The sequence below is a fragment of the Methylomonas sp. HW2-6 genome (assembly GCF_052474525.1).
Genome location: NZ_CP184124.1, coordinates 3218172 through 3244565 on the forward strand (window position 1 = coordinate 3218172; position 26394 = coordinate 3244565).

The 26394-nt window shown below is 57.9% G+C and carries 15 protein-coding genes and 2 riboswitches; of the genes, 6 read left to right on the top strand and 9 right to left on the bottom strand.

What is annotated here, in order from left to right; genetic code table 11:
- Positions 1-254: 254 nt before the first annotated feature.
- From ACH518_RS15620 to ACH518_RS15635, 4 genes are all read right to left on the bottom strand, one after another.
- Positions 255-10361: a filamentous haemagglutinin family protein gene (locus tag ACH518_RS15620; RefSeq protein WP_445370763.1), complete on the bottom strand. Its 10107-nt coding sequence runs from the start codon at positions 10359-10361 to the stop codon at positions 255-257.
- 40 nt (positions 10362-10401) lie between these two features.
- A riboswitch (cyclic di-GMP riboswitch) is annotated at positions 10402-10479 on the bottom strand.
- Between the two features lie 307 nt (positions 10480-10786).
- Positions 10787-12511, bottom strand: coding sequence for a ShlB/FhaC/HecB family hemolysin secretion/activation protein (locus tag ACH518_RS15625; RefSeq protein ID WP_445370764.1), 1725 nt, complete (start codon positions 12509-12511; stop codon positions 10787-10789).
- A gap of 150 nt (positions 12512-12661) precedes the next feature.
- Positions 12662-14290: a hypothetical protein gene (locus tag ACH518_RS15630; protein WP_445370765.1), complete on the bottom strand. Its 1629-nt coding sequence runs from the start codon at positions 14288-14290 to the stop codon at positions 12662-12664.
- 66 nt (positions 14291-14356) lie between these two features.
- Entirely contained in the window at positions 14357-15127 is a 771-nt protein-coding gene (locus ACH518_RS15635) for a hypothetical protein (RefSeq protein WP_445370766.1), read from the bottom strand.
- Positions 15128-15164: 37 nt separating this feature from the next.
- Positions 15165-15246, bottom strand: a riboswitch (cyclic di-GMP riboswitch).
- Between the two features lie 443 nt (positions 15247-15689).
- Between ACH518_RS15635 and ACH518_RS15640 the strand changes: the two genes are divergently transcribed.
- Positions 15690-16802: a hypothetical protein gene (locus ACH518_RS15640; RefSeq protein WP_445370767.1), complete on the top strand. Its 1113-nt coding sequence runs from the start codon at positions 15690-15692 to the stop codon at positions 16800-16802.
- Between the two features lie 360 nt (positions 16803-17162).
- On the opposite strand, the gene ppk2 is transcribed toward ACH518_RS15640, so the two are convergent.
- Positions 17163-17945 carry a polyphosphate kinase 2 gene (gene ppk2, locus ACH518_RS15645; protein ID WP_445370768.1) on the bottom strand — a complete coding sequence of 261 codons (783 nt, stop codon included), beginning with the start codon at positions 17943-17945 and terminating at the stop codon, positions 17163-17165.
- Positions 17946-18017: 72 nt separating this feature from the next.
- Positions 18018-19541: a threonine ammonia-lyase, biosynthetic gene (ilvA, locus tag ACH518_RS15650; RefSeq protein WP_445370769.1), complete on the bottom strand. Its 1524-nt coding sequence runs from the start codon at positions 19539-19541 to the stop codon at positions 18018-18020.
- Between the two features lie 152 nt (positions 19542-19693).
- Between ilvA and rpiA the strand changes: the two genes are divergently transcribed.
- Entirely contained in the window at positions 19694-20371 is a 678-nt protein-coding gene (gene rpiA / locus ACH518_RS15655; protein ID WP_140912831.1) for a ribose-5-phosphate isomerase RpiA, read from the top strand.
- On the opposite strand, the gene ACH518_RS15660 is transcribed toward rpiA, so the two are convergent.
- The gene (locus ACH518_RS15660) at positions 20361-20576 is read right to left on the bottom strand and encodes a hypothetical protein (protein ID WP_445370770.1); all 216 of its coding nucleotides are present in this window, start codon (positions 20574-20576) and stop codon (positions 20361-20363) included. The two genes, rpiA and ACH518_RS15660, sit on opposite strands and share 11 nt — an antisense overlap.
- Here ACH518_RS15660 and ACH518_RS15665 point away from each other — a divergent pair.
- Positions 20575-22248 carry a formate--tetrahydrofolate ligase gene (locus ACH518_RS15665; RefSeq protein ID WP_278211697.1) on the top strand — a complete coding sequence of 558 codons (1674 nt, stop codon included), beginning with the start codon at positions 20575-20577 and terminating at the stop codon, positions 22246-22248. The genes ACH518_RS15660 and ACH518_RS15665 overlap by 2 nt on opposite strands.
- A 204-nt stretch (positions 22249-22452) precedes the next feature.
- Here the strand turns inward: ACH518_RS15665 and ACH518_RS15670 are convergent, their stop codons facing one another.
- Both ACH518_RS15670 and ACH518_RS15675 read right to left on the bottom strand, forming a co-directional pair.
- Positions 22453-22890, bottom strand: a complete 438-nt coding sequence (locus ACH518_RS15670) for a GNAT family N-acetyltransferase (protein ID WP_445370771.1) — start codon at positions 22888-22890, stop codon at positions 22453-22455.
- 144 nt (positions 22891-23034) lie between these two features.
- On the bottom strand, positions 23035-23859 hold the full coding sequence (locus ACH518_RS15675; protein ID WP_445370772.1) for a helix-turn-helix transcriptional regulator: 825 nt from the start codon (positions 23857-23859) through the stop codon (positions 23035-23037).
- A gap of 60 nt (positions 23860-23919) precedes the next feature.
- Between ACH518_RS15675 and ACH518_RS15680 the strand changes: the two genes are divergently transcribed.
- From ACH518_RS15680 to ACH518_RS15690, 3 genes are all read left to right on the top strand, one after another.
- On the top strand, positions 23920-24699 hold the full coding sequence (locus ACH518_RS15680) for a class I SAM-dependent methyltransferase (RefSeq protein WP_445370773.1): 780 nt from the start codon (positions 23920-23922) through the stop codon (positions 24697-24699).
- Positions 24696-25514, top strand: a complete 819-nt coding sequence (locus tag ACH518_RS15685) for a class I SAM-dependent methyltransferase (RefSeq protein ID WP_445370774.1) — start codon at positions 24696-24698, stop codon at positions 25512-25514. Before ACH518_RS15680 ends, ACH518_RS15685 begins: the two co-directional genes overlap by 4 nt.
- 293 nt (positions 25515-25807) lie before the next feature.
- The gene (locus ACH518_RS15690; protein ID WP_445370775.1) at positions 25808-26338 is read left to right on the top strand and encodes an REP-associated tyrosine transposase; all 531 of its coding nucleotides are present in this window, start codon (positions 25808-25810) and stop codon (positions 26336-26338) included.
- Positions 26339-26394: the final 56 nt, after the last annotated feature.

Here is a 26394-nt window from a genome sequence, read left to right on the forward strand (position 1 = left end):
CTCGTTCCGACGTTACGGCGTGGGAATACCTGCGGGCCGGTCAGCTCGGTACGGGTTTCCAAGGGGGACCGTGGGCACCAGCGAAGTGCCGTAATGCCGGCAGGACTCGGGCATCCAGCGCCATGGATGGTAGCTTCGAGCTATCCTTGCAGCCTGGATTCCGGCGCTCCCTGCCGGAATGACGGTCAGCAAACGAACATGCGTATAACAATGAGCGGAAAATCGTTGGAACCGGCCAATTCCGCCGGCTTCGGCTAGTCGCCGAAGCCCAACAATTCAACACTGAGCATGCCCAGTATCGCTTTGGCGATGGAGTTGCCGTTGTCCTTGCCCACGCTGTTGTTGACCGAGCTTTCCGCCATCTGGCTGACGCCGGCGTTCAGATTGCTGGTTCCGGTCAAACCGGCGGCGACGCTGCCGGTGGCCGCGACCGGGACGCCGGTGCCAACGCCGCTGACCTGAATGTTTTGCGCACCGAGTACCGCCGTCGCGGCGATGAACACGTTCTTGCCGCCGATCCCGGCTTCACCGGCGTCGACCACGCCTTTCGGCGCGAACAGGAACACGTCGCCCGGCACGCGGCCGGCCGAATTGGCCGCGGTACGGATACCGCTGCCGGAAATGATCGCCGGCGGCTCGCTGGTCAAATTGCCGTCCTTGTCGTAGGTCGGCTCGACCGGCGGAATCGACAGCGCGGTTTTGGCTCCGCGGCCGGCGTCGATGTTGCCTTCGGACGACCAGACCAGAATATCGCCGCCGTCCAATACGAAAGCCCGTGAGGTGTTGACCGAAAAGTCGTCGCGGACCATGACGTTAATGTCGCCCTCGCGCCAAGCCACGATACCCAGTTGCGATTCGTCCTTCTCGCCGGCAAACGACACCGCCAGACCGACGTTGACTTGGCCGCCCGGTGCCAGAATGTTGATGTTGCCGTGGTCCAGCGTATGAATTTTGCTGAAGAACATGCTCAAATCGCCCTGCCAGTTGCTGCCGGCAAATAAACTGTCGATCGCGGCGAAGCCACGCTGGTTGCCGAGGTCGCTGCTACCGGCCGATGCCGTGCCGGACGCCTTGATTTCATCGAACAGCACCGGCAACAGCGCCGCGTTCAATTGCGGTTGGATCTCGACGAAATCTCGGCTGCTCAACTTGGCGAAAGCGGCCAACGCTGCGACACCATCCAGCGTATCGTCGTGCAAACGCTGGCGCATGAAGCCCAAAATCACGCCGCTGGCTTTATCGAATTCGGCCGCGTACTGCGGATCGTCTTGCATGATCTTTTCAATGAAGCCGGCATAGTCCAGTTCGCCGTTGGCGCCGGTCAGGAGATGCAAATTGGCGCCGCGATCGGCCAAACTGGTATTGAACAGATTGCCGGTGGTCGAGACCCCGACCGAGGCGCCCAAATCGATGTTACGGCCAGCTTTGATCAAGACATCGCCGCCGCCGGCCACTTCGATTTTATTCTGGTTGGAAGTGAGGATACCGGTATTCGGGCTGCGAAACGAACTGTAACGGATATCGCGGGCCGCTTCGATCAACGAAACGGTATCGGCGGCAACATGCTGCGCCGCCAGCGAAACGTCCACCAGGTCCTTGCCGGAACTCAACAACAGGTGTTTCGGCAACGTAAAAATGATGTTCTCGATGTTTCCGTTAGCGGAAATCAGGCGTACCGGCTGCTTGTTGCCGGCGTGAAGCGGTTCTGTGGCGTGCTCCCCCATGATAGCGCTGCGAACGGCGAACAATTCGGATGCACGCGGCAACACGGCTGTCGGCAACAACCTAGGGTCGAAATCCGACATAACCAGTTGTTTTTGCTGTAGCGAGTTAGTATTCGTCTCAGTAGAAATACTATCGCCGGCCAACAACGACAATTGCGCAGTCGGTGACGGAAACAAGACAATATCATCGGCAATACGGATATTACCTGCCACGGCGGCAACGCTCAGTGACGCCGGATAAATATCTTTCAGGACACCCTCCGAGCCGCCCAGCGTACCGCCGGCACGCAGCACCACATCTCCGGCCAGCGTTTCGACGCTGAGGCTGCTATTGGCGCCGTAGCTGAAGAAGTTGACGCCGCCATTATGCAGGCTCATCGGATCGGAAACGCCGGACAGATCCACACCGGCGCCTGCGCTAATAGCCATCCGGGTATCGCCGACCAATAGCCTGGGGCCGCTGGCGGCGGCTTCGCCGGCACCGATCTTGCCGCCGGCGACCATATTGCCGGCGCCCTTTCCCAAATAGTAGGTGCCGCCGACGATATCGCCGCCGGCGTAGACCTGCATCGTGCCGCCGCCGTTGACTTGAACCTCGTTGGTATCGAACCGGTTCGGTTTGGGTCTGTCGTTATCGTTCGGCTTCCCGACCTGCTTACCGGTCGTCGGCATCATCACATCCAAATTCGTGATCGAACCGCCGGCAATGACAGTAACCTTACCGCCGCCGAACGACCCCACATTTTGTTGAAAAAACCGTTCAGATCCCCCAACGACCTGATCAGAATCCTCACTTAGGCCCTCAGCATAACCCAGCAAGAGCCCCCACGCCGTAGGCAACTCATCCCGATGATTGGTGCCCTCCTTCCACGAGCCTATCCTGCTTAACCAGCTATTGAAGTTATTCTCGGTTGCGGCACCCTTGATACTGCCTCCGGCTGCCAGGGTCAAATCGCCCCCCTCTACCGGATACTCGGTGTAAAAATTTTGGCCGATATAACGAGCTTTCAGGTTACCAAACGGATTGGATTCAGTCGGGCGGCCGGCGTTGTAAACCGAAGCGGAACCGGCATCGAATTTAATGTCTGCGCCCGCGCCTATCCACATGTCGCCGTTGCCGGTGCGTACTGTAGTCTTTTCTGCGATCTTCAACGTACCAGTGCTGCCGACCGCTCTAAAATCAGCGCTGCCATCGGCAGCACCTGCGACAATGTCATATGACCAGGAGTCGCCACCCTGCAATTTATCGGTAATTGACAGGACGCTATTTGCAGCAAAACGAAACCCTTCCTTCTTAAACCCGTCGCTCAGCGACTGATTCGCATCGAAATCGCCGGTGGCCTTGATCACCAGCCGGCCCGGCGTGTCGTTCCAGACGTTGCCGTCGGCAAGATTACCGTAGCGCCAATCGGCCAGATCCCAACGCTCCTGCAAAGCCAGGTTGCCGTCGTAATCGATTTCGACGCCGGCCAGCAACTGCAGGCCGGGCGCCAACGCCGCGACCTTTTGCATGGTCTGTGCCGTCATGTAAGCCAGCGTATCCCGCTTGATCTCATCAATGTCGGCGGCGTTGATTTCGCCGTCGTTGTGCAAAGCCAAGTTGTCGTAAACCTTTACGCCCTCTGCATAGAACTTGGTATATCCGGTTACCGTGCCGGCCACCGGTTGTATATCGATCCCGTCGACGCTGCGTTTCGCACGTAGTGTTACTTTGCCGCCGGCAGCACCGTTACCGGAGACGTCGATGTTGGCGCCGGAGCGGATGGCGATACCGCCCGTACCGTCCTTATCCGAATCGATCGCCGACAGTAAAACCTTACCGCCCTTGGCGCCTTCGCCCACACCCACTGCAGACAACGTAGCACCGTCTTGCAGCGTGATGTTGTCGCCAGCGTAAATATTGATTTCTCCCCCATTATCGGTAGCATCGGCATTGATGCTACCGGCCAAGTTCACCGCTCCGTTATCGCTAGCTAAAGTAACCTTGCGCGCGGCGATCAAGCCGCCAGCCAGTTGTTTGATATCGGCGTTATGCACCCGAAAGTCAATCGAGCGGTCAATGCCGGCATTTTTGACGATCGCCATCAGCGCGCCGAAATCGGCGCCGGCATCGAAGCGATCCACTTCGATCGCAGCGCTGCCGCCGTTGGCGCGGATTTGGCCTTTCAATATCAAGGACTGGTTCGGTGCCCGTAATACGATATCGCCGCCCTGAGCGTCGCCACCACCATCCGCATTAATCACCGCGCCTTGTTGCACGATGACTCGCTTCTGGTCGGCAATAGCTTTGAAACTACCGCCGGCAGTGTATTTATTCTGATCCGCGAAACGCACGCTACGTCCGGCCAGATCGATATCGGCTTCGGCGCCGATCACCACGTCGCCGGTCAAGGCTTGCAATTCCAACGCCCCGGACGCCAGTACCGCTTTAGCATTAAAGTCTATGCTGTCGGCGACGGCACTAATCGCGCCGCCCAGGCCGCCCGCGACCTTAGCCTCGCTAGCCAAGCCGGTGAACACCGCGTCGTGGCCGCTCGCATCGAGCTGAATCCGGCCGCCGCCGTCGACGGTCAGCATACCGGCCGCCAGACTCAAGTCGGCGGCGACTTTCAACGTGCCTTGACCGGCCGCTCTGAATTCTTTGGCCGCGTTGGCATCGACGCGGGAAAATCCGTCGATTACAAACATGCCCTTGTCGTCCGCCGGGCTGTCTGCGGCTTTCAGGATGTCGGCAGTTTTCAGGATGTCGGCGGATAAAGCCAATACGCCGTTGCCGCTGCCGGTGCGCAAACTTTTCGCGCCGGCGCTGTTTTGCAGCGTCAAACTGTCGGCGGACAACTGGGCGAGGTCGCCGTCGGCGCCGTATCCGGCAATACCGGCCGCGTTCAAGGTCAAACTGCCGAAATGGATGGCACGGGTATTGCCGTTTTGATCGAGCTCGGCCGAGCAGTCGGCGTTGACCCGATGCAAGTTACCATAAACCCCAATACTGTCGCGCGCAGTCAGCACCAACTCGTCAACGGCGAGAGTCGACAATTTGCGGTTCGACCAGTTCAGCGCGTTGCTGCCGCTCAAGCCATCGACTTCGCCGAGGTTGATGGTGTTGGCGGTCAGATTCAAGGAACCGCCGTCCATTTCCAGTTCGCCCAGCAATTGGGTGGAGCGGGTCGCGCCCAACAGCATCGATTTAGCCGATTTCAGCGTGGCGCCGGCTGCGACCTGCAGTTCGCCGCTGGCGGCGTCGGTCGAGGTTTCGCTGCGGTTGAATACCACTTGCTTGTCGCCGGACACGCGCAGAATCGCGCCGTCGCCGGCAATGTTCAATACGCTGTCGCCGCTGTTGGCGGCTCTGTCAGCAGCCAACACCGCACCGGCGTGCACATCGATCAACCCGGTCGCGGCGGCCATGATTTCCGGGCCGCTCAACGCCACGTTCTCGCTGAATACCACCTCGCTGGCCGTCACCCGGATATCGGTTTCGCCGGCTTTGGTTTGGTTACGGCTGCGGGCACCGCCCAGCAACAGGCTGTCCACATTTAGAGCGCTGAGGTCGCTATCCAGGATCTCCAGCACCCCGGCTACAGGCGCCTGGCTGAGTTGCTCGACCACGCTGATCCGGTTGGCGGCGATATCCATCTTCGCCCCTCTACCGCCGTTGGCCGCTTCGACCAGAAACTTGCCGTCCATGACCAACTGGTTCTGCGCGACCAACGAAATCTGGCCGCTGTCCTTTGGCAACAGCGGCACGGCCTGTTCATTCTTGAGCGCCCGCTGCCGGTAAAAATCGTTGGCGGTGTGAATATCGTAGCTGGAGCGCATCCGCACGTCGGCGGCGGTTTCGATCAAGTAACCGTTGCTGCGGGCGTCGCGGATGCCGGTACCGGCCTGCACCATGTAACCCGGCACGATGGCCCGGCCGTCTATCGTAGCCTGGCTGACCGGCAAATCCTGGGTACCGACTTGCGGCGTAATCAGATAAGCTCCCGGCAACAACGCATAGCGGGCCGGTAAAATCACGTACTCGCCGGCCGCCAGGCCGGAGCCGCCGTCCAGGTAAATCTTGCTGCCGAAGGCATAGGGCAAATACTGGCTTTCGTAATGGTCGAACGGCGCCAGCTCGGAGCCCAGACTAGGTAATACCGCGAAGCCGCCTTGGTAAGACGGACTGCCCGGTTGCAGATAATCGTAAGAGCCGCCGACTCCGGGTTGGAACTCGTAGGACAACAAATCCCCGCCGCCGGCCACGTCGACCGTACTCCCGGTTTTGATATCGATGTCCGGCGCCGACAGTACCAAGCGTTTTTCCGGCGCGGTATCGAAAACCAGCTTGAAGTCCGTATTGCCCAACGGATACAGCCAGTCCAGGCCGCCTTGGGTTACGCCGAACGGAATCGTCAAACCGGCGCCGGCTACCCAGGTTTGGCTGGCCGGGTCGAATTTCATGTTCCGGGCCGAAACCGAGGTCAGGCTGTTTTGTTCCAGCGTTAATTCGCGGCCGGCTTTCAGGGTTATCGTCCCCATCGGCGCCTTGATCGCACCGGCCTGATGGATCACCGGCGCATCGAAAGTCAGTTGGCCGGCAGCCGACAACGGCGTGTTATCGGTGTCGGTGTTGTTACCGGTGATAACGATCTTGCCGTCGGCATTGTTTTTGACCGCGAAGGTGAAATTGCTCAGGGTGGACGGATAAATTTGGCTGGCCTGCAGATATAAATCCGCGGCCGTCACCAAGCCGCCGACGAAATCGCGTTCGGCGAAGCGAATCCCAACCGCACGCAAGTCGTGTTGACTGTTTAATGCAATCCGTTCGAAGCCGTTCCATTGCGTAGCCCCGTTGAGTTGTATCCATTGCGCATTGCCGCTAAACCGGCCGCTACCGGTGTCGGCACTATCGGCCAGCGCCCGGTTCAGCGACGAACCGATTTGCAGGAACATCGTATTCAACTTAACGTCTGCAGCTTGGCCATCGATGCCGACTGCGCTCACCTTGGCCGCATCGATCTTGATCCGCTCTCCGGCTTGCAGCTCGACACTACCGTCAAACTCCACTTGGTCCGCCATCAAGCTCAAATCGCTGAAACCACCAGCGGCGAAGCGGTCGACGCTGAACGACATTTGTTCGTTCAATTCCGACAGTAACGGCTCGCCGTAAACCAGCTCCCGGTTCCCAGAACGGCGGGCAGTCTGGCTAACGTGAATGACCAACGGATCGCTCGGGAACGGGATTGTCGGCGTGTCCGGCGGATTGCGGCGGAGCCGGTCCAGCGCCAACTCCAGCTTGCCGGCATGCGCCAGCGGCGAACCGGCATTTGCGCGAAAATCGGCTTCCAGCACCCCGCCCTCGGCGGCGGCGACCTTGACCTTGCCGGCATTCGATGCGATCTGCTGCCGGACGAAACTATTCGGATTACCTTTTTGCGGAATGTCCAGTTCGGCACCGGTGCCGGATACGTCGATCAAAGAGCCGCTTTCCAGAACTACCGCACCGCGCAATGCGTCGAACACAACTTCGCCGCCGTCCAATACCACACCGGTACGGCGGCCGAATACGTCGGCCGGATTCAAGCGGCTGGTGCCTTGCGCCAGCAATTTGCCATGCGAGCCCAGCCAGATCACCTGCTTGTCGTCGTATTCCCGTTCTTTGACCGCGGCCACGGTCAGGTTGATTTTGCCGCCCTGACTTTGCACGGTACCGTCGACGTAAATGCTGCCTTCGGAACTGACCAGGCTGACGGTCGAGCCTTTATCGGCGCGGATCGTGCTCCCGGTTTCCAGCACCACTTCGGTAAGGCCTTTCAGTGTGACCGCCATCGGCTGGCGCATATGTTCCGGTAACTCGACGACTTGGCTGAAATCGCGCAATGCGGAACCGGTGGTGCGGTTCAGGTAGTCGCCGGCCAAAACCAGATTCCTGGCGCGCAAGTCCAGATCAGTCGAAGCTTTGACAGTGACAGCACCGGTGTTGGCAATCAAATTGACGGTATTGAAAGCTGCGAAATTGGCGGTGTCGAAACCGTCGGTACCGATCGAAAAAACCTGATCGGCTTCGCCGGCTGCAGGCGTACCGACCACGATTTTGTTACTTTCCAAAGTCAGACTGCCGTTTTGTTCCAAACCGTAGGCAGAAACCTCGCCGGCCACACGCAACAGCGGTTCTCTCGGACCGTTAGCGTCGGCGGCCAAGGTGATGTCTCCGCCTTTGCCGGCTTTGATGTCACCGCTCAATGCCAGCCAGGCGCCACCGTCGGCTCGAATCCGGGAACCGGCCGCGACCGTCAAATTACCTTCCGAGTTAAGCGTGACTTTGCCGCCGTCCAGTGCCAACGCGTCGGTCGGCGAAGCATCGAAACCTTTTTGCAAATCGTTGACCCATAATCCGGAAACATCCAGATTGGCGGTATCGGCTAGCAACAAATCGCCCGAACCAGGCAAAATATCATTACTGGAGGCCGTTAAGCTAATACTGCCCCCGGCCGCTTTGAAATCGCCGGCGAAGTCTACTATGCCAGCGGACAGATTAAGGCTGCCGGTGGGCCGCATCGCGAAACTGACGTCGGCGCCGACCGTGGCACTGCCCAATGTTTTTACCGAAACTTTACCCACGCCGGATTGTTCCAGCTTGGTGGTGGAAATCACTAAATCCACCGGCCGGCCGTCGGCTTTCAGCGGAAAAATCTGATCGGCCGATACCTGTGTCGTCCCAGGAGTGGTTTGGAACTTGACGTTCTGCCCGGACTGTCGCAACGCTAAATCGATTTTGAATTCGCCGGCGCCGGGCAGTTTCGCCAAGTCGCGCTGGTAGAGGCCGGCCTGCGAGCCAGCCGTCAGATCGCCGTTCCAGGCTAGCTGCGCTGTCTGCAGGTTCAGGCTGCCGGCGCTCTTGCCCTCGCTGTAGCCACGTTCGAACTGGGCAAAGGAGCCGGCTCCCAATACGTTATAAGCCTTTTCTACGCCCCATTTCCTGTGCGTTTCATTAACAACACCCAATACCGCAACGTAACGGTCGTTCGGGTCGGCGTCGCCGATATCGACGATCTGACCATACTCATTCATCAACTTGGTGGTGTTGACGTAACCGTCGGCATAGTTGACCGAACCACCGGAAATATCGAACTTCGCGTCACCGTTCACGGCAATGTCGCCGCCAGAGGTCAGGGTGATGCTGCCGCCTTTGGCCAGCCTTTCCTGGATACTGCGGCTAATGCGGTCCTTAGCGCCTTTGCTGTCAACGATCTTGGTATCGCCGCGCAAATCGACATAAACGGTTTTACCTTTCAGCACGCCCGATTTCTGTAGCGGCGCATCCCGCAAATCGTAGGTCTGTACCGAGACTTCGCCGAGGTTGCGCTCCATCGCCACCGCGACGTTTTTATAGCCGGACGCGTCTATCACCGCACCACTGTCGATGCGGATGCTGCCCTTGGTGCCGAGATTGGGTGTAAGAAGGTTATCGGTCGCGGTCAGGTTAACCTTGCCGCCGGGGACTTTGAGGTGGGCGCCACCCTCGACCACGACGGTGTTGGCAGTGGCGGCCAAATAGGAATTCGGTTGCACTTGGCTGTCGACGGCGCTGCCGCCCTCGGCGTCAGCCAGAATTTCGGTGTGGCTTTCCGAACCGAATGTCACGGTCGCCTTGGTCCCCAAACCGTCGGCATCGCTGGTGCGCTCGGTACTGGTTGCCACCAGACGCTGGCTTCGCACGCTACTCTGTTCGGCGGCCTGTAAGCGGATCGAGCCGTTGACGTTGACCGAGGTGGTGGCACTGATCCGGCCCTCCTGGTTGACGACGAAGCCGGCCATCGTCACGTTGCCCTGGCGCACGCCGATATTACCGGTCGTGGCGTTTTTGACCTTGCCGCCGGTATCCACTTCCACAATCAGGCCGGCAAACGGATCTTTCTCGTTCGCGGTTTGCAGATAGACTTTGTCCTGGCTGGCGGCCAGGATGATTTGGCCCTGCTTTCCGCCGGTTAGCTCGCCGCGGTTTTCGATTTCCGGAGCGACGATGATGATTCGGCCGTTGTTATCCGTGGAAATCTTCGCACCGGCCTCGATCAAAATTTGTGCCGTTTTCGGATCGAGCGTATCGCCGGGTCCCATCGGTTCAATCGCTAACGCCGCGATGTTATTTTCGTCGAATACTTTGGTGATACCGCGCTTGAAAATCTCGTCGCTGATGTTCAAGGTAGTCGCGACCACGGTGTTGGTATTGATCACCGCATCCTTACCGAACACGAAACCGTTTTTGTTGTAGAGGTAAATCTGGCCGTTGGCGATGATCTGGCCGAAGATCCGGCTGGGGTCTTGCTGATTGATCCGATTCAAAGCGATCGATTGGCTGTTCGGCTGCACGAATTGGACGGTCTTTCCCGCATCGACGTTAAACTTGTCCCAGTTCAAAATCGCTTTGTCGGTCGTTTGATCGATGCGCAGGGTATTGCCGATAATCTGGTTGGTCGCGGCGCCGCTGGTGACCCACGTTGCCGCCGGAATCGGCAGACCGGTGTCCGCCCAAGCCGCACTGGCACTGCCCACCAGCATGCCGCCGGTCAGCGCCAGACGGACGCAGGCCACCAAAGGATTGAGTCGGAACGGTTCGCAGGATGTCTGCCGTGGAAATGCCGCGGATTTGGCCATGTCTAGGTTGCCTCGATCAATTAAGGTACACCAGCGCTCTGGCGGCAACCCGGCTGTCTTAGCATAAAGACCCGTAGCTTTCCGTCCCCGCTTCGCAACGGGTTTGGCTTTAGAATGAAATTTAACTACTTCAATTTATTTTCAATAAATTCGCGTCGTTATGGGTAAGTCGATCAAAAAGTTATTCGGCACCGCGCAATTTAATTACCAGATAGACCCAATTATCAAACGACCCCTAATTGCGCATATTCGACAAAATTTATTAAAAACCAACAAACCTCAGTTTAATATTTAAACCTGAATTAATAATTGTACCAAGGTATTAAATAAAATTATGTCAATATTATGACAACAACGAATTTGAAAACCAAAACCCAATTAAATAAATATTACAAATACATTAAAAAATACTGCTTCGTATTATTTTAAAACTCGGTCGCGATATTAAAATGCACGCGCGGATCGCCGCTTTGCACCGGCGCCAGGGTCGTGAACGGAATGCCGATATCCAGCGCGCCGCTGAGTTTGCGCCACATTTGAAACCGCACACCGACGCCGCCGCCGCTGAGGAAATTGCTGCGGACGTTGCCCGGCAAGGCGTTCTTGATCCAGCCGCGGCCGACATCCAGGAAACCCAGCAGCTTGAATTTGTTCAGAAACTCCCAGTCGCTCGCCCCCAGATGCGGCGAGCGCAGTTCCACCGAACCGAACACGGCATCGTCGGCCAGCGCCTGGGTCTCGAAATAACCGCGCACGCTTTCGTCGCCGCCCAACGAGAATTGCTCGTTACTGATCAGCGGCGTATCGGCCACTTGCGCCGCGACGTGGCTGTAAACTTCCATGCCCAGCGGCAGGTCGTGCTGGAATTTCAAATCGCCGGTCAAAAACAGGTAATTGGCTTTGGCCAGATAGCGTTTGTTCTCGAATTCTTTCTGGTTATTGCCCAAACCGCGGAAGGAGAAATGTGCACCTATATCAAAACTGGTAAACGATTCGGCGCCGCGCAGGCTACCGCTGTATTGCGCTAGAAACGGTGCGTAGCTGATCGGCGTCTTGATCGAATCGGCGCTGAGCAGATTCACGTCTTCCTGAAAGTCCTTGTAATCCATGCCCAAGGTCGCGGTATGAAAGTAATCCCCCAACGGTTTCAAGGGCTTGACCAGGCGGGCACCGTAGATGTTACCGATACCGATCACCGACAAGGCGCCGGCGTTGGCGATTTGCGCGTTGGAAGACGAACTGACCGCATACAGTGCTAACCGGCTGTCGCTATCGAACAACGGCATGGCATAAGTACCGGCCCAAACGTCGACTTCCTGATTGTTTTCCGGCGAGACTTGGTACATCAGCGACGCACTATGCATCTCCTGCCACAGATTGTCGTAACGCAGCGAAGACACCAGTCGCAAGCGCGAGGTGCTGGAGGTATTGCGGCCGTTCAATTCCACCTTGCCGTGAACCGGCAGTTCGTCCTTGACGTTCAAATCCACTTCCAGCGTGCCCGGGGTCTCGCCGGCGCGGAGGACCGGCACGATCTGCCGGTCCGGACTTTGTCCGGCCAGTTGCGTCAATTGCTGTTGCATGCTCTTGAAGTTGGGCACGTTGCCTTCCGCCAATTCCGGTACGCCGGCCTTGATCTTGCCCAGCGCGAAGTAGCGGCTGTCTTTGACCCGCAAGCGGGATACCTTGCCTTCCACTACTTGCAGATAGACCACGCCGTTCTTGACATCCTGTTCCGGAATATCGACCGCGACGGTCTGGTAGCCATTGGTACGGTAAAGGTCTTCCAAGGCACCGCGGGCGGCTTCGACATTGTCGATGCTCTTGTTGGGGCCGAGAAAATGGTAGACCGTGCGTTCCAGTTGTTTTTTATCGAGCAAGGTGTTGCCCTTGACCCGCAATTCCAGCAAATCGAATGTTGCCGGCGCTTGCGGCTCGGCCGCCCCCTGCGCCGCTGCGGCTTGCTCCGGCGCTGCCTGTGCCGTCGCCCCATTCGCCTGTGCAACCGTCATCAGGGTTGCTGCGGCGCAAACCAGCCTGAGCCATGGCTTGCGCACTATCGTTCCGGTGTCCTGCATAAAAATGATGTTGTTTCCTAAAGCCCGGTTTTCCCGTTGAAAGCCGGTAGCCCTAAATTCTATTTCTGCCACGTTAAAACTTTATGACAGTGCTGTTACCGTTGCTTACCGCCGTAACAGGCCCTGAAACAGCAAAACCAGACGTCCGAAAACGGCTGGTTTTGCAGGTTTGGAGCCGTCCCTGGCTCCGGCCGGGATTGCCCCGGCTAACTGAGTATCCGCTTACAGTTGGCCTGCGCGGCCGCCCCAGATGGTCGGTACGCGGCAAGCGTTGGCCGGAGCCAAGGTGGTCGCGCCGGTTCTGACAGCGTGGCTGTAAGGAACCACCGGTCTGGCTGGATCGAAGCGGCCGTTATCTGAAGTGAAGTTGGAAGGCACGGCCAAGTAAGCGCCGTTACCGAAGGTGTGGAGGAAACCGGCATTCAAATCAGCCATAACCGAAGGCGAGCCGGCAGATTTGATGATGGCATCGGCCAGAGTTTTCTTGTCGCCGGACAACGGCAGAGACGAAGTGGTGTTACGGTACTGGAAGGTGTTTTCCGCCCAATCCTTGTATTTGCCTTCCACGGTATTAGCCAAGGTTGGCGCTACGCCGTCGATCTTGACGAACTCGTAAGCCGCGTTGGCTCTTTCCAGAGACAAAATACCGATCGCCCAACGTTTGCCCCAAGTGTTGGTAAAACCGGAACCGGCATCGTTACCGTTTTGCAAGTCGCGCAAGCAGGAATCCACACGACCGGCACTGGTGTTGGAGTGAATCAGCGCAACGCCGTCGCCTTCCGCAAAATCCTGATCGGTAGCATTCGCTGGCGGTAAAGCGGTTGCTGCATCAGAACAACCGTCACCCAGGAAAATGATGTTGGATTGGGCTTGGGTACCTGAACCGACGTCGCGGCGGCAAAGGTGCAATGTCGCTCCATCAATACCAGCAGAACCACTCTCATCAGGTGGCGCCAAGTCGGCAATCGTGACGGTGCCGCCACCGAATGCAGAAACCGGGGTCGTTTGATCCAGGGCCCAGTCGCGCAAACCTGGCGCAGTGGCGCTGTTACCGACTTTCAACGCATTCCAGTCCGCCCATTTACCGGCATGGATCGAAGCGATTTGCGCAGAAGTCAGGCTAGGCATACACACTTCGTTCCGATCGCCGATCAAGCAGGATGCCGGCAGGTCGTTGGTGGATTTTTGCGCGGCCTGCAAGGTTCTGTACAAGTCCCAGGTTACCGGCGCGCCGAAATTCAAGGCCGCAGCGGCTTTGACGGTCAATTTGGCGACGTCGGTGGCGCTGATATCGACACCGTTAATCGCGTTGTTGCCTCTGAACTGGATCGGGTCGACATCCGACAAGCCCATGTCCGGGATTTGGTTGTTGTTGATGTTGGTGCACTGAATATCGGCGGGTGTGCTCAAATTGCCGGCGCTGATTTCGGTGCAACCGCTGGCGATGTTCAGGAAGGCCAACGGGGTCGCTTGCGCCACCGGGGTCACACCGGTACCGGAACCGCCGGTGTTGATTTTATAAACCAACAGATTGGCATTCGCTGTGCCGGTCGGCAGACTGGGATTTCTCGCGCCGACGGCGCCGGTGTTGTTGGCTTTGCAGTAAATCGCAAATTGCTCGGTGTTGCCGGTATCTCTGAAGCGATAAACTTGGCTGCTTGGGTCGCAAATACGGTCGGTCGGATCAACGTTGGTGGAAGTCACCAGACGATCGATAAAGGTGGCGGCAGCGGTAGCGCCGGAAATGTACAGCACGCGCGTGTTGGCCGGGTCGATGGTCGGGATCGCCGCTTGCGCCGCAGCGCCGAACATTGCTGCGGAGATAGCCGCGCCTAATACTAATTTTTTCATGGTCGTGTCTCGTGTGGGTTAAAGCTGAAAAGCAGGCGGCGGCTTCACCGCCGCCCGTAAAGCGGTTTACTCGGCAACTGCCCATTTACGGCGGGTTGCACGCAACAAGCCCATCAAGCCGGCGCCGAACATCCAGACTGCGCCCGGCAGCGGTACATTGCTAACTGGGAATACTTTGTATTCCAGAGTGTTGCCGGACAACAGCCATTGGCCGGCAGCTTTGGTTACATCGGTACGATTCGCATACCAAAAGTCAGCTTTTTGACCGTATGCAACAGCCGCAGCCGAACCGCCGGTGGTACCCCAGATATTGTCCGGCAAGTTTCCGCCGGAAGCCCATTGACCGGTTTTCGCCGGCTCAGTGTCCGATACCAATTTGCTGACGTTCAACGCAGGATTGTTTTCCAAGCCTACGTTGATTTCCTGAGCGTGGTTGGTAATCACAGTCGCCACGCCGCTAGTTGTTAGCGGAGCATCGTAAGCCGGCAATGGATTGCCTTCTTTTTGGGTAATGAACAATTTCGAAGAACGGCCTACCGCCAATACGTACTGAACGTTAGCTGGGTTGTAAGTTGCGACCGAAGTCATCGCAGTCCAGTTGGCATCGCTGCTCAGATCGCGGCTGATAGTGTAAGTCTCGCTGGAATAGTTGTTGACCAGATCCAACAAAGTGATACCCAAGTCCAGGCTGTAAGTCAGCTTGGAAACGCTGTCGTATGCTTGGAAATATAGTTCGCGGGTCGCATCGGTAGAACCCAATACTGAGATACTCGCGTTAGCCGCACCAGCACCGGCCAACAGAGCCGCCGCAACCAAAGTTTTAGAGAATTTGTTCATTTTTAGCCTCATGTTTTAAAAAACCATAAATACACAAGGTGACAACCCGGCCATCTTGCCTGGCGGCAACATCCGTAGCTTTCCGTCCCCGCCTCGCGACGGGTTTGGCTTTTACACACTTCCTTAGTCTTACCAATGCACCGAGATGGCGCCGCTCTCCCCGCTACCATTTTTGTATCCACCGCCTACTCCCTAACCTCTTCCCTCGCCGCTCCGTCTGCGTGCCGTCCCTGCTCCCTGTCCGATCCGTAACTGTGCGAACCATCGCGCATTCCGGCGCAGTTCCAGTTGCGGCAAATTATTTCAGTTGAAATCGAGGTTTTTCGTTACGCGTCGGTTACAGTTTGATGAAACGTAATACATTTGTATTACACGGCCGCGCGAATCCGGGATTCAGGCCGTGTCTATGCTGTTGTATTGGTTGCTAAATCTTCCTTATCGCTCAGACTCGGCGTAGCGAGCGCAACAAGACAAGCAAGGCTTGCCGGTCTGGTTACACCGCTGCTACAGTGGCTGAACCACTTGGCCCCGCGCCGGCAGACTCAAACCAGAACCTTCCCGCATGACAGAAATCGACCTTTTGCACCAAGCCTTTGCCGGCGCGCAGCCGCCGATCGGCGATTTAGCCGGTCTGGCCTCGGCATTGAACCGTTGGTATCTGCACCATCCGGATTGCAATTTTCTGCATCCCTGCCAAATCGGCGGCCGCCCGGCCCTGGTCTGTCAAGCCGACCTGAGCCGGAGCGAGCCGGCGGCCTTCGCCGAATTGCAAGCCATCGCCGAACGCTATGCGCTGTACCTGAAGGAAGATGCCCGCCGCCACGAGCAAACCTGGGCCGACGCCAACCGCCGCCGCGGCATCGGTCTGGTATTGAGTTTTTGTATCGGCCTCAGCGCGGTCTCGCGTAGCGTCGGCGCCGATGAACTGTTGCCGGTCAACGTGGTGGCCGGCCAGCATTTGCCAAGTCCGCTCGGCGCTAGCGCCAACAGCGGCGATGGCGTGATTCGTTTGCGCCACCGGCATCCGCCGTCAGCGGCGCAAGTTCTCGCCGCCTACAGCCAAAAACAGACGAACGTTCAGGTTAATTCCGCCGCGGCAGCCGACATCGCCGAGTTCCTGCAATCGCTCTACCAAAAAAAATCAGGCGACCCACCCACGGTCAACGCCGATCTGCAAACCATCGCCGACTATTTTTCGCGATATCCGCAGGCAGTAGCGCTGATCGGCGAATTACGCGGCCAAAAAATCGGGTTGGATTACCAGGCCGGCGCTTGGCAAACCGTGGCATTCGGCAACCAATTCGGCATCAGCAGCGTGACGATCCGTTTCGATACCCGCCTCGGCGCGCAATTGCTCGGCGACCCCGGCTGCGACGCTACCCCGGCGTGCAGCATCGCTCCGGCCGACGCTTTATTGCACGAATTGCTGCACGCCAAATTGATGCTGTTGGATAGCGAACACTTCATCGCCGGCGGCGGCTTGGCGCCGGGGCTGTATCCTTTCGAACACGAACATGAAGTGATCGCCGAGGAAAACCGGCTATTTCAGGCCATGAACCAAACCGACGGCCGGGCCCGGCCGATCCGCCACCGCCATAGCGGCGAGTTGCTGCAGGTATCCTGCCCCGCCTGCATTCCGGTAAAACAAGTTGCATCGGGCGAATTAAGCCTGTGAAACCGGCGAAATTCCTGAAGCCCGTTACAAGGCAACGCGTGCAGGCGGTCGTTTGGGGAGACAAAAGTCAAGGCCGGCTCGACGCAGCTCAATAGCCTTGCGCCAAATTGGGCGGTTTCGATCAAGGCGAGTTGAGGCGAGCAATCTTCCGGCGCGGCCGGAGCTGGACCGGAGACGACGGTCGGATTCCGGCGCAACGGATGTCGGTAGCGGTCGGTTGGACCAGTGGGATGCTGAAAAATCCTGGCCGTCGGGTGTGATTTACGATCGGGCCGCGGGAAGGCTGGCATTGCCAGCCTTCCCGGACCAAGCCGATGCCGCCTCAACGGCGACGGTGTACTCCGGCCGAAACCGCACCGGTCACGGCGCAATCATGCCGTTGTGCAGATAGCTTTCTTCGTAACTGAACACGATATCGGCGTCCGGCAACACCAGTGCTTCGTTCTTGCCTTTGTAGTCCAGCCGGAACAGCAAATCCTTGATCAAATTGATTCTGGCCAGTTTTTTGTCGTCGGCTTTGACGATGGTCCACGGCGCCGATAAGTGGTGGGTTCTGGCGAACATGATGTTGCGCGCCTCGCTATAGGCTTGCCAGTGCTTTTGCGCTTCTTTGTCGATCGGGCTGATTTTCCATTGCTTTAACGGGTCTTTTTGGCGTAGACCCAGCCGTTTTTTTTGTTCGCCTTTGCTGATGTCCAGGTAATACTTCAGCAACTTGATGCCGGAGCGCACCAGCAGTTGCTCGTAATGCGAAACCGTTTCGATGAACTCGTGGTATTCGTCGTCGCTGCAAAAACCCATGACCCGCTCCACCCCGGCCCGGTTGTACCAGCTGCGGTTGAACAGCACCAACTCCTGCGCCGCCGGCAGATGTGCGGTATAGCGTTGAAAATACCAGGTACTGTTGTCGCGGTCTGACGGTTTACCCAACGCGACCACCCGGATTTCGCGCGGACTGAGATGCTGGATGATGCGCTTGATGGCGCCGTCCTTGCCGCCGGCGTCGCGGCCTTCGAACAAAATCAAAATCTTGTCGCCGTGCTTGATAATATGATTTTGCAGCTTGACCAGTTCCACCTGCAATTCGTGTAGCACGTCCTTGTAATCGGGTGCCTCGGCCTGTTTTTGGTGTTTTTTGCTCATGTCCGCCGCCTGTTCCGGGTTGAAGGGTTTACTGGAAAATAGCACGCTCCCGGAGTTTTTGCCGAAACCGGGCTAAGTCGAAGCACCGCCGGCAAACAAGCGGTAGGCCGGGTTCCCGGTCTCCTGCCGGTAAAGCAGTTGCAACGCGTTCAGGCATTGTTCGAAATGCACCGCTTCCGCGTCGCCGAGCTGCAAACCGATCAACACCTTGCCGAACGCGGCGCCGTGGTTGCGATAATGAAACAGGCTGATATTCCATTGGCTGCCCAATGCCATCAGGAACTTCAACAAGGCGCCGGGCCGCTCCGGAAATTGCAGGCTGTAAACCCGTTCTTTGACATCGTAGGGTGCATGGCCGCCGACCATGTACCGGATGTGGTCCTTGGCCAACTCGTTACCGGTCATATCGGTCACGGCAAAGCCTTCTGCGGCCAAATGCTCCAGCAATTGCTGCCTGTCGGTCTCGGCGCCGCTACTGCTGATGCCGACGAAGACCTGGGCCATGGCCGGGTCGAAATAGCGGTAATTGAACTCGGTGATGTTGCGTTTACCCAGCGCTTTACAGAATTTCAGGAAACTGCCGGGCGACTCGGGAATGGCCACCGCCAGCAAAATCTCGCGATGCTCGCCGACCTGGGTCCGCTCGGCAACATAGCGCAGCCGGTCGAAATTGATGTTGGCGCCGCTGTCGATCGCGATCAGGGTTTGTTGCTGCAAACCGTTCAGTTCGGCGTATTTTTTCAGGCCGGCCACGGCCAAGGCGCCGGCCGGCTCGGCCACCGAGCGGGTATCGTCGAAAATGTCCTTGATCGCCGCGCAGATTTCGTCGGTGCCGACCGTAACCACCTCGTCGACGAACTGGCGCGCAATCCGAAACGGTTCCGCGCCGATTTGCTTGACCGCGACGCCGTCGGCGAATAGGCCGACCTGCTCCAACACCACCCGCTCACCGGCGCGTAAGGCCTGATTCAGGCAATCGGCATCGTCAGGCTCGACCGCGATGACTTTGATCTCCGGCCGTACGAATTTGACGTAGGCGGCGATGCCGGCAATCAAGCCGCCGCCGCCGACCGGCACGAAGATGGCGTGAATCTCGCCGTTGCGCTGGCGCAAAATTTCCATCGCCACCGTGCCCTGGCCGGCGATTACGTCCGGGTCGTCGTAAGGGTGGATAAAGGTCATGCCTTTCTCGGCGGCCAATTCCATGGCGTGAGCGTAGGCGTCGTCGTAGGAGTCGCCGTGCAACACGGCTTTGGCGCCGCGCGCCTTGACCGATTTGACTTTGATTTCCGGCGTGGTTTTCGGCATCACGATCAAGGCTTTGATGCCGAGCCGTTTCGCCGCCAACGCGACGCCCTGGGCATGGTTGCCGGCCGAGGCGGCGATCACGCCGTTGGCGGTCTGCTCCGGCGTCAACGACGCAATTTTGTTATACGCGCCGCGCAGCTTGAAGGAAAACACCGGCTGCAGGTCCTCGCGCTTCAAATAGACCCGGTTGTTGACCCGCTCGGACAAGGTCGGCGCATAGTCCAGCGGGGTTTCCTCGGCCACGTCGTAAACCCGGGCCCGCAATATTTTTTCTATGTAATTCAGCATCGCTATCCTCGGCGCCAGCATCCTGTCGCGCCGCGCATTCCTGGCCTTAAAAACTGCTGAGCGATCAGCGTTAATCGGGTATTATCCCACACAATGACGGGTTGAAAGCCGTGTCAGGACTCATAAGAGCATAACCATCAGGACCATCACACATGACTCAAGACGAATTAAAAAAACAAGTCGCCGCCGCCGCATTGCAATACCTGAAAAACGTACCGATCATCGGCATGGGCACCGGCTCGACGGTGACGCATTTGATCAACCAACTGGCCGACTGCAACTTCAAAAACGATATCGAAGCCGCCGTGTCCAGCTCGATCAAAACCACCGAGCACCTCAGATCGATCGGAATTAAAGTCATTGAATTGAACGACAGCGGCGACCTGGACATTTATGTCGACGGCGCCGACGAAGTCACTCCGCACCGCAAAATGTTGAAAGGCGGCGGCGGCGCGCTGACCCGCGAGAAAATCATCGCCGGCGCCAGCAAGAAATTCGTCTGCATCGTCGACGAGACCAAGTGCGTCGACGTGATGGGCAAGTTCCCGCTGCCGGTGGAAGTGCTGCCGCTGTCACGCAGCTTCGTCGCCCGCCAATTGGTGAAACTGGGCGGCCAACCGATTCTGCGGATGAACAAGGAAACCGGCCAACCCTACATCACCGACAACGGCTGCGAGATTCTGGACGTGCACAATATGAGCATCGTCGACCCGGTCGGCACCGAACAAGCGATCAACAACATCCCCGGCGTCATCACCAACGGCCTGTTCGCGATGCGCGACGCGGACGTAGTGTTGGTCGGTAAAGGTAGCGAAGTCATCAGTTACTGATTGCCGCCTGTCTAAGCAAGCTTGCCGCCACCGGGCGGCAAGCGTTAGTTGTTCCGCCCTGCCCTCGGCAGGTCATAAAAGACGCCGCTCCGCCGATTTTTTCTGGCTGCTGCGGCCGTTGCCCTCTAAAATAGCCGCCATTTCCGCCGTCAGCCGGTCTCCTCGCCGCTTCGAGCTTTAATTTAGTTTCCAGGATATTCAACATGTCAGACATCGAAATTGCCCAACAAGCAAAAATGCGCCCTATTATCGATTTGGCCGGAGAAAAATTCGCCATCCCAGCCGAACATCTCGACCCATACGGCCATTACAAAGCCAAAATTTCCCTGGAATACGTCAACAGTCTGACCGATAAAGCCGACGGTAAATTGATACTGGTCACCGCCATTTCGCCGACCCCGGCCGGCGAAGGCAAAACCACCACCACGGTCGGTTTGGGCGATGCACTGAATCGCATCGGCAAGAAAACCATCATCTGTTTGCGCGAGCCGTCGCTGGGCCCCTGCTTCGGCGTCAAGGGCGGCGCAGCCGGCGGCGGCTACGCCCAGGTGGTGCCGATGGAAGACATCAACCTGCATTTTACCGGCGACTTCCACGCCATCGGCATCGCCCACAACCTACTGTCGGCGCTGATCGACAACCACATCAACCACGGCAACAAGCTGGACATCGACCCGCGCCGCATCCAATGGAAGCGGGTGATGGACATGAACGACCGCGCCTTGCGCAAGATCGTGGTCGGCATGGGCGGCGCAGCCAACGGCTATCTGCGCGAAGATGGCTTCGACATCGTCGTTGCCTCGGAAGTGATGGCGATTCTGTGCCTCGCCACCAGCCGCGCCGATTTGAAAGAGCGCCTGGGCCGCATCGTCATCGGCTACAAATCGGACAAAGTCACCCCGGTTTACGCCCGCGACCTGAACGCCCACGGCGCGATGGCGGCGGTGTTGAAAGACGCGATCAAACCCAATCTGGTGCAAACCCTGGAAAACAATCTGGCGATCATCCACGGCGGCCCGTTCGCCAACATCGCCCACGGCTGCAACACCGTCACTGCCACCAAAACCGCGCTGAAACTGGCCGATTACGCAGTCACCGAGGCCGGCTTCGGCGCCGATTTGGGCGCGGAGAAGTTTCTGGACATCAAATGCCGCATGTCCGGTCTGAAGCCGTCGGCGGTGGTGTTGGTGGCGACAGTACGGGCGCTGAAATTCCACGGCGGCGTGGCTAAGGACGAATTGAACCAGGAAAATCTGGCCGCGTTGGAAAAAGGCTTCGCCAACCTGGAACGCCACCTGAGCAACATCAAAAACCACTACGGCCTGCCGTGCGTGGTCAGCATCAACCATTTCACCTTCGACACCGACGCCGAAATCCAATGGCTGAAAAACCAATGCGAAAGCTTGGGCGCCAAATGCGTGATCGCCAAGCATTGGGCGCACGGCGGCGCCGGGGCGGAAGAGCTGGCGCGCGAGGTGTTGAACATTGTCGATAACCGCGAGCCGGCCTTCAATTACGTTTACGACGACGAGCTGCCGTTGTGGAACAAGATCGAAGCCATCGCCACCAAGCTTTACGGCGCCGGCAGCGTCAGCGCCAGCCCGAAAGTCATGGCCGACATCAAGGCCTTGCAAGCTAACTACGGCCACTTCCCGATCTGCATGGCCAAGACCCAAATGTCGTTCTCGACCAATCCCAACGCCAAGGGCGCGCCCAGCGGCCATAACGTGGAAATCAGCGAAGTGCGTCTCGCCAACGGCGCCGGCTTTATCGTCGCTATCGCCGGCGACATGATGACCATGCCCGGCCTGCCGAAAGTCCCGGCCGCCGAACGTATCGATATCAGCGACGACGGCGTGATTAGCGGCCTATTCTAACCGATTTGGCAGGACAGTCGCCGCCGCGGCCCCGAGCCCTTGGCTAATTAACCCGGCGAATCTCTCGATGCTGCGAGGGATTCGCTATTCTTTCTTTGTCGGAGTTGCGAGCGCCAAAACAAGCGGTTAAACCTGACATTTCGGCCGAACGGAAAGCGCTAGCCGATCAAGCAAACCAATCTCGTTTAGCCGATTGACATTCGCTTATATCAGCGGCTTTTCGTAACGAATAAACCCGGTATGCGCCGCCACTTTATCGTACAGCGCCCTAGCCGATTCGTTGGAACTTTGGGTCAACCAATAAAGCCTGGGCGCTTGTTTTAATTGCGCTTGCCGGGCGACAAATTCGATCAACGCCCGACCGATACCGCGGCCGCGGTGCTGCGGATCGACAAACAAATCTTGCAGATAGCAAACATCGGCACTCCAGCCACTGGCGTGATACAGGTAATGCGCAAACCCCACGAGCGCACCATCGATCCGCGCACCGGCCGCATGGATCTCGCGATTTTCTATCAGCCGTCGCCAAAGCGCGTCGTATTCCGCGTCAGTTCGGACGGTTTGGTAGAACGCCATGTATTGGCGAACCAGATGGTTCCATTCGGCGCGGTCAGGCGCTGTTAGCGATGCGATTTCGAACATGCTTGTCTGCTGAATTAGGATCAAATAATTACAACGGGATTAAGTATTGGCATCGCTCCGCAAAGCCAAAAGGCAGCGGGCCAATCGCTCCGCTTGCGGCCTTGGCGCCTCCATATCGTAAACGACGGCTTTGCTTGTCGTGCCTTAACCGGTTTTGCCGATTGGCGCCACCGCCACCGGCTGCAAACACACCAACTTGCAATCGGGCTGGGCGGCGACCAACAGCGTGGTTTGCACGAAACGCAGCGTGCCGCGTTGCGGATGATGGAAGCAACGCTCGCCGCCCTCACGGTGCAACACCGCTTGTTCCTGCCAATAGTCTGTAAATTCGGCGCTCTGCGCCAGCAACGGGTCAATCAAAGCCTGTAATGCCGCATCCTTGGGCCGGCGGCTGAAATCGGCACGAAACTCCGCCGCCAGCCGCCGGGCGCGTTCCGGCCAGTCGGCCAATAGCGTTTTCGCGGCGGGTTGCAAGAACACGAAACGCAGCAAATTGCGTTCGGCGCTATCCGCATCCAGCCAGCCGACGAACAACTCGGCCGCCGCCGCGTTCCAGGCCCTGGCGGTCCAGCTTGCATCCAGCAAATAGGCTGGGCCGTGGAACTGCGTCGGTAAGGCCAGCAATTCCGGCGGCATTTCGGCTTGGGTTTCGAGCGCGGCTTGCGGGTCGCGTTTGCCGGCCAGATCGAACAGCGAGGCGCGTTCGGCCGGGGTCAGGCGCAAGGCGTCGGCCAGGCGCGCCAAGGCTGCCGGCGACGCCGCCACGTCGCGGCCCTGTTCCAACCAAGTAATCCAGGTAACGCTGACCAACGCTGCTTCGGCCAATTCCTCGCGCCGCCAGCCGGGCGTGCGCCGCCGTCCGCCGCTTTTCGGCGGCAGCCGTTCGCGATGGACGCGGATAAACGCACCCAGCAGACGTTTGGGATCGGACTCGCACATAGTGGCTTTTATACCAGGATAAATCGTCATCTTGTACCGGTTTATCGATCGTCCAACAATGAGCCTCCACTCATTATTCGAGGATTTAGCATGCGCAACAACGATCATCAAACCCTGGTCAACCAGCAATTCAGCGAACATGCCCTCGCCTATCTTGCCAGTTCAACCCATGCCGACGGCGAAGATTTGCAACGCATGGCCGACCTGGTTGCTGCCCGGCCGCCCGGCGTGGCGCTGGACTTAGGCTGCGGTGCCGGCCACGTGGCGTTTCGCCTGTCGCCGTTGGCGCAACAAGTGGTCGCTTACGATCTGTCATCGGAAATGCTGGCCGTGGTCGAGGCGGAAGCGCAACGGCGCGGCTTGCCAAACATCGCCAGCCAAGTCGGCACGGTAGATAATCTGCCGTTTGCCGACGCGATGTTCGACTGGGTCGTGACCCGCCATAGCGCCCACCACTGGCGCCACATTGTCCCCGCCCTGACCGAAATGCGCCGGGTGTTGCGGCCAAACGGCACACTGTTGTTGATGGACGTGGTCGGCCCCGGCCTGCCGTTGTTGGACACCTGGTTGCAAAGTCTGGAAGTATTGCGCGACCCGTCCCACGTCCGCGACCGCTCGTTGGCCGAATGGCATTCCTTGTTGGCGGCGGCCGGTTTTCGCACCGTCAGCCTGCAAAAATTTCGCCGCCGGCTGGCGTTCGGGCCCTGGATAGCGCGCATGCAAACCCCACCGGCTCAGGTCGCGGCCATCCGCAGCTTGCAGCACATCGCGCCGCAAGAAGTGGCCGACTATTTTGCGTTGGAAGCCGACGGCAGCTTTACCGGCGATACCGTGTTGATCGCCGCCGAAATCGCGGCCGGCCGATCATGAGCACCTACGCTTGGGAGGCCGAGGATTACGCCTGTCATTCGGCGATGCAAAAAATCTGGGCCGGCGAATTAATCGAACGTTTGGCCTTACGCGGCGACGAAAGCGTATTGGACTTGGGTTGCGGCGACGGTCTAATCGCGGCGCAGTTAGCGGCGGCGCTGCCTTGCGGTTCGGTGGTCGGCGTGGACAATTCGGCGGCGATGATCGCCTTGGCGCGGCGCCGCTATCCACCGGAGCGCCACCCCAACCTGAGCTTCCAAATCATGGATGCGCAAGCGCTCCGGTTCGATGCGCGTTTCGACCGGGTTTTCTCCAACGCCGTGCTGCATTGGCTCAAAGATCATCCGGCGGTACTGGCAGGTTTACACCGCAGCCTGAGACCCGGCGGCAAGCTGTTGCTGGGCATGGGCGGCCAGGGCGACGTCGCCGAGATGCGGGCGACGCTGGAGAGGGTCATCGCCGCGGCGGAATGGTCCGAGTATTTTCACGACTTCGAATTTCCCTACACCTTTCCGTCGCCGGCCGACTACCGCCGCTGGCTAAAGGCCGCCGGCTTTAGCGTGCGCCGCGCAGAGTTGCTGTCCAAAGACGCAACCCACGACGGCCCCGCCGGTTTGGCCGCCTGGATCAGAACCACCTGGCTACCCTACAGCCAACGCTTGCCCGAATCCCGGCGCGAGGCGTTTATCCAAAATGTGGTCGAAGCCTATTTACTACGCATCCCGCTGGATGACAGCGGACTGGCCCACGTGGCGATGGTGTTGTTGGAGGTGGAAGCAGACAAGCTTGGCGACGAACGGATGGATACAACATAATCGGTCAATTTCTGGCCTTTACTCCAACCAGAACCAAAATCCGAACGTTTCTCGGAGCAGTGCAAAACAGGGTTGAAATCGAGCTTAAATGCCTTTGTGGCTTAGTGTACTTCGTGATTAGAAAACACCGACTGCAGATTCATATTCTTTTTACTCGGCAGGTCAAAATCGACCCATAAGCGACAGTTGGTTGAGATTTCCAATGACCGCTAATGGATCATAAGCTGAATCTGAGTTTGTGGACGTAGGCTGGGTTGAATGATAATGAAACCCAGCTTATAACGGATACGCTGATGCGTAGATACATTCGAAGTCATTTAAAAGGCGGCGCATATTTCTTTACCGTCAATCTTGCGCAAAGACACCAAAATGATTTACTGATTAGGTATATCGACGAATTACGCAATGCGTGTCGCTATACTAAGCAGCGTCATCCCATGATTATTGAAGCTATGGTTGTGCTGCCGGAACATTTACATTGCATTTGGCGCTTACCCGAAGGTGACGACGACTATCCGATGCGTTGGCGCTTGCTTAAATCACATTTTTCCAGACATATTCAAAAGAAAGAATTCGTTTCCGACAGTCGATTACGGAAAAACGAACGTGGGGTATGGCAACGGCGATATTGGGAGCACCAAATCCGGGACGAAACGGATTATCAGCGACATTTGGATTATATCTATTACAATCCGGTAAAACATGGTTATGTCGATAAAGCAGTGGATTGGCGTTATTCTTCCATCCCCCGCTGGATTAAATTAGGGGTTTACAACGAAAATTGGGCTGCTCTGCCGGACTTAATAGAACAAAATTGGGAATGATCGCTGGGTTTCACGTTGTTCAAACCAGCCCACGGCCCTCGGCTGGTCAAAATCGC

What these genes read in the sequence shown, in the direction of transcription:
- ACH518_RS15620 (WP_445370763.1), bottom strand. Translation starts at nt 10,361, where the DNA reads ATGGCCAAATCCGCGGCATTTCCACGGCAGACATCCTGCGAACCGTTC.
- ACH518_RS15630 (WP_445370765.1), bottom strand. Translation starts at nt 14,290, where the DNA reads ATGAAAAAATTAGTATTAGGCGCGGCTATCTCCGCAGCAATGTTCGGC.
- ACH518_RS15635 (WP_445370766.1), bottom strand. Translation starts at nt 15,127, where the DNA reads ATGAACAAATTCTCTAAAACTTTGGTTGCGGCGGCTCTGTTGGCCGGT.
- ACH518_RS15640 (WP_445370767.1), top strand. Translation starts at nt 15,690, where the DNA reads ATGACAGAAATCGACCTTTTGCACCAAGCCTTTGCCGGCGCGCAGCCG.
- ppk2 (WP_445370768.1), bottom strand. Translation starts at nt 17,945, where the DNA reads ATGAGCAAAAAACACCAAAAACAGGCCGAGGCACCCGATTACAAGGAC.
- ilvA (WP_445370769.1), bottom strand. Translation starts at nt 19,541, where the DNA reads ATGCTGAATTACATAGAAAAAATATTGCGGGCCCGGGTTTACGACGTG.
- rpiA (WP_140912831.1), top strand. Translation starts at nt 19,694, where the DNA reads ATGACTCAAGACGAATTAAAAAAACAAGTCGCCGCCGCCGCATTGCAA.
- ACH518_RS15665 (WP_278211697.1), top strand. Translation starts at nt 20,575, where the DNA reads ATGTCAGACATCGAAATTGCCCAACAAGCAAAAATGCGCCCTATTATC.
- ACH518_RS15660 (WP_445370770.1), bottom strand. Translation starts at nt 20,576, where the DNA reads ATGTTGAATATCCTGGAAACTAAATTAAAGCTCGAAGCGGCGAGGAGA.
- ACH518_RS15670 (WP_445370771.1), bottom strand. Translation starts at nt 22,890, where the DNA reads ATGTTCGAAATCGCATCGCTAACAGCGCCTGACCGCGCCGAATGGAAC.
- ACH518_RS15675 (WP_445370772.1), bottom strand. Translation starts at nt 23,859, where the DNA reads ATGACGATTTATCCTGGTATAAAAGCCACTATGTGCGAGTCCGATCCC.
- ACH518_RS15680 (WP_445370773.1), top strand. Translation starts at nt 23,920, where the DNA reads ATGCGCAACAACGATCATCAAACCCTGGTCAACCAGCAATTCAGCGAA.
- ACH518_RS15685 (WP_445370774.1), top strand. Translation starts at nt 24,696, where the DNA reads ATGAGCACCTACGCTTGGGAGGCCGAGGATTACGCCTGTCATTCGGCG.
- ACH518_RS15690 (WP_445370775.1), top strand. Translation starts at nt 25,808, where the DNA reads ATGCGTAGATACATTCGAAGTCATTTAAAAGGCGGCGCATATTTCTTT.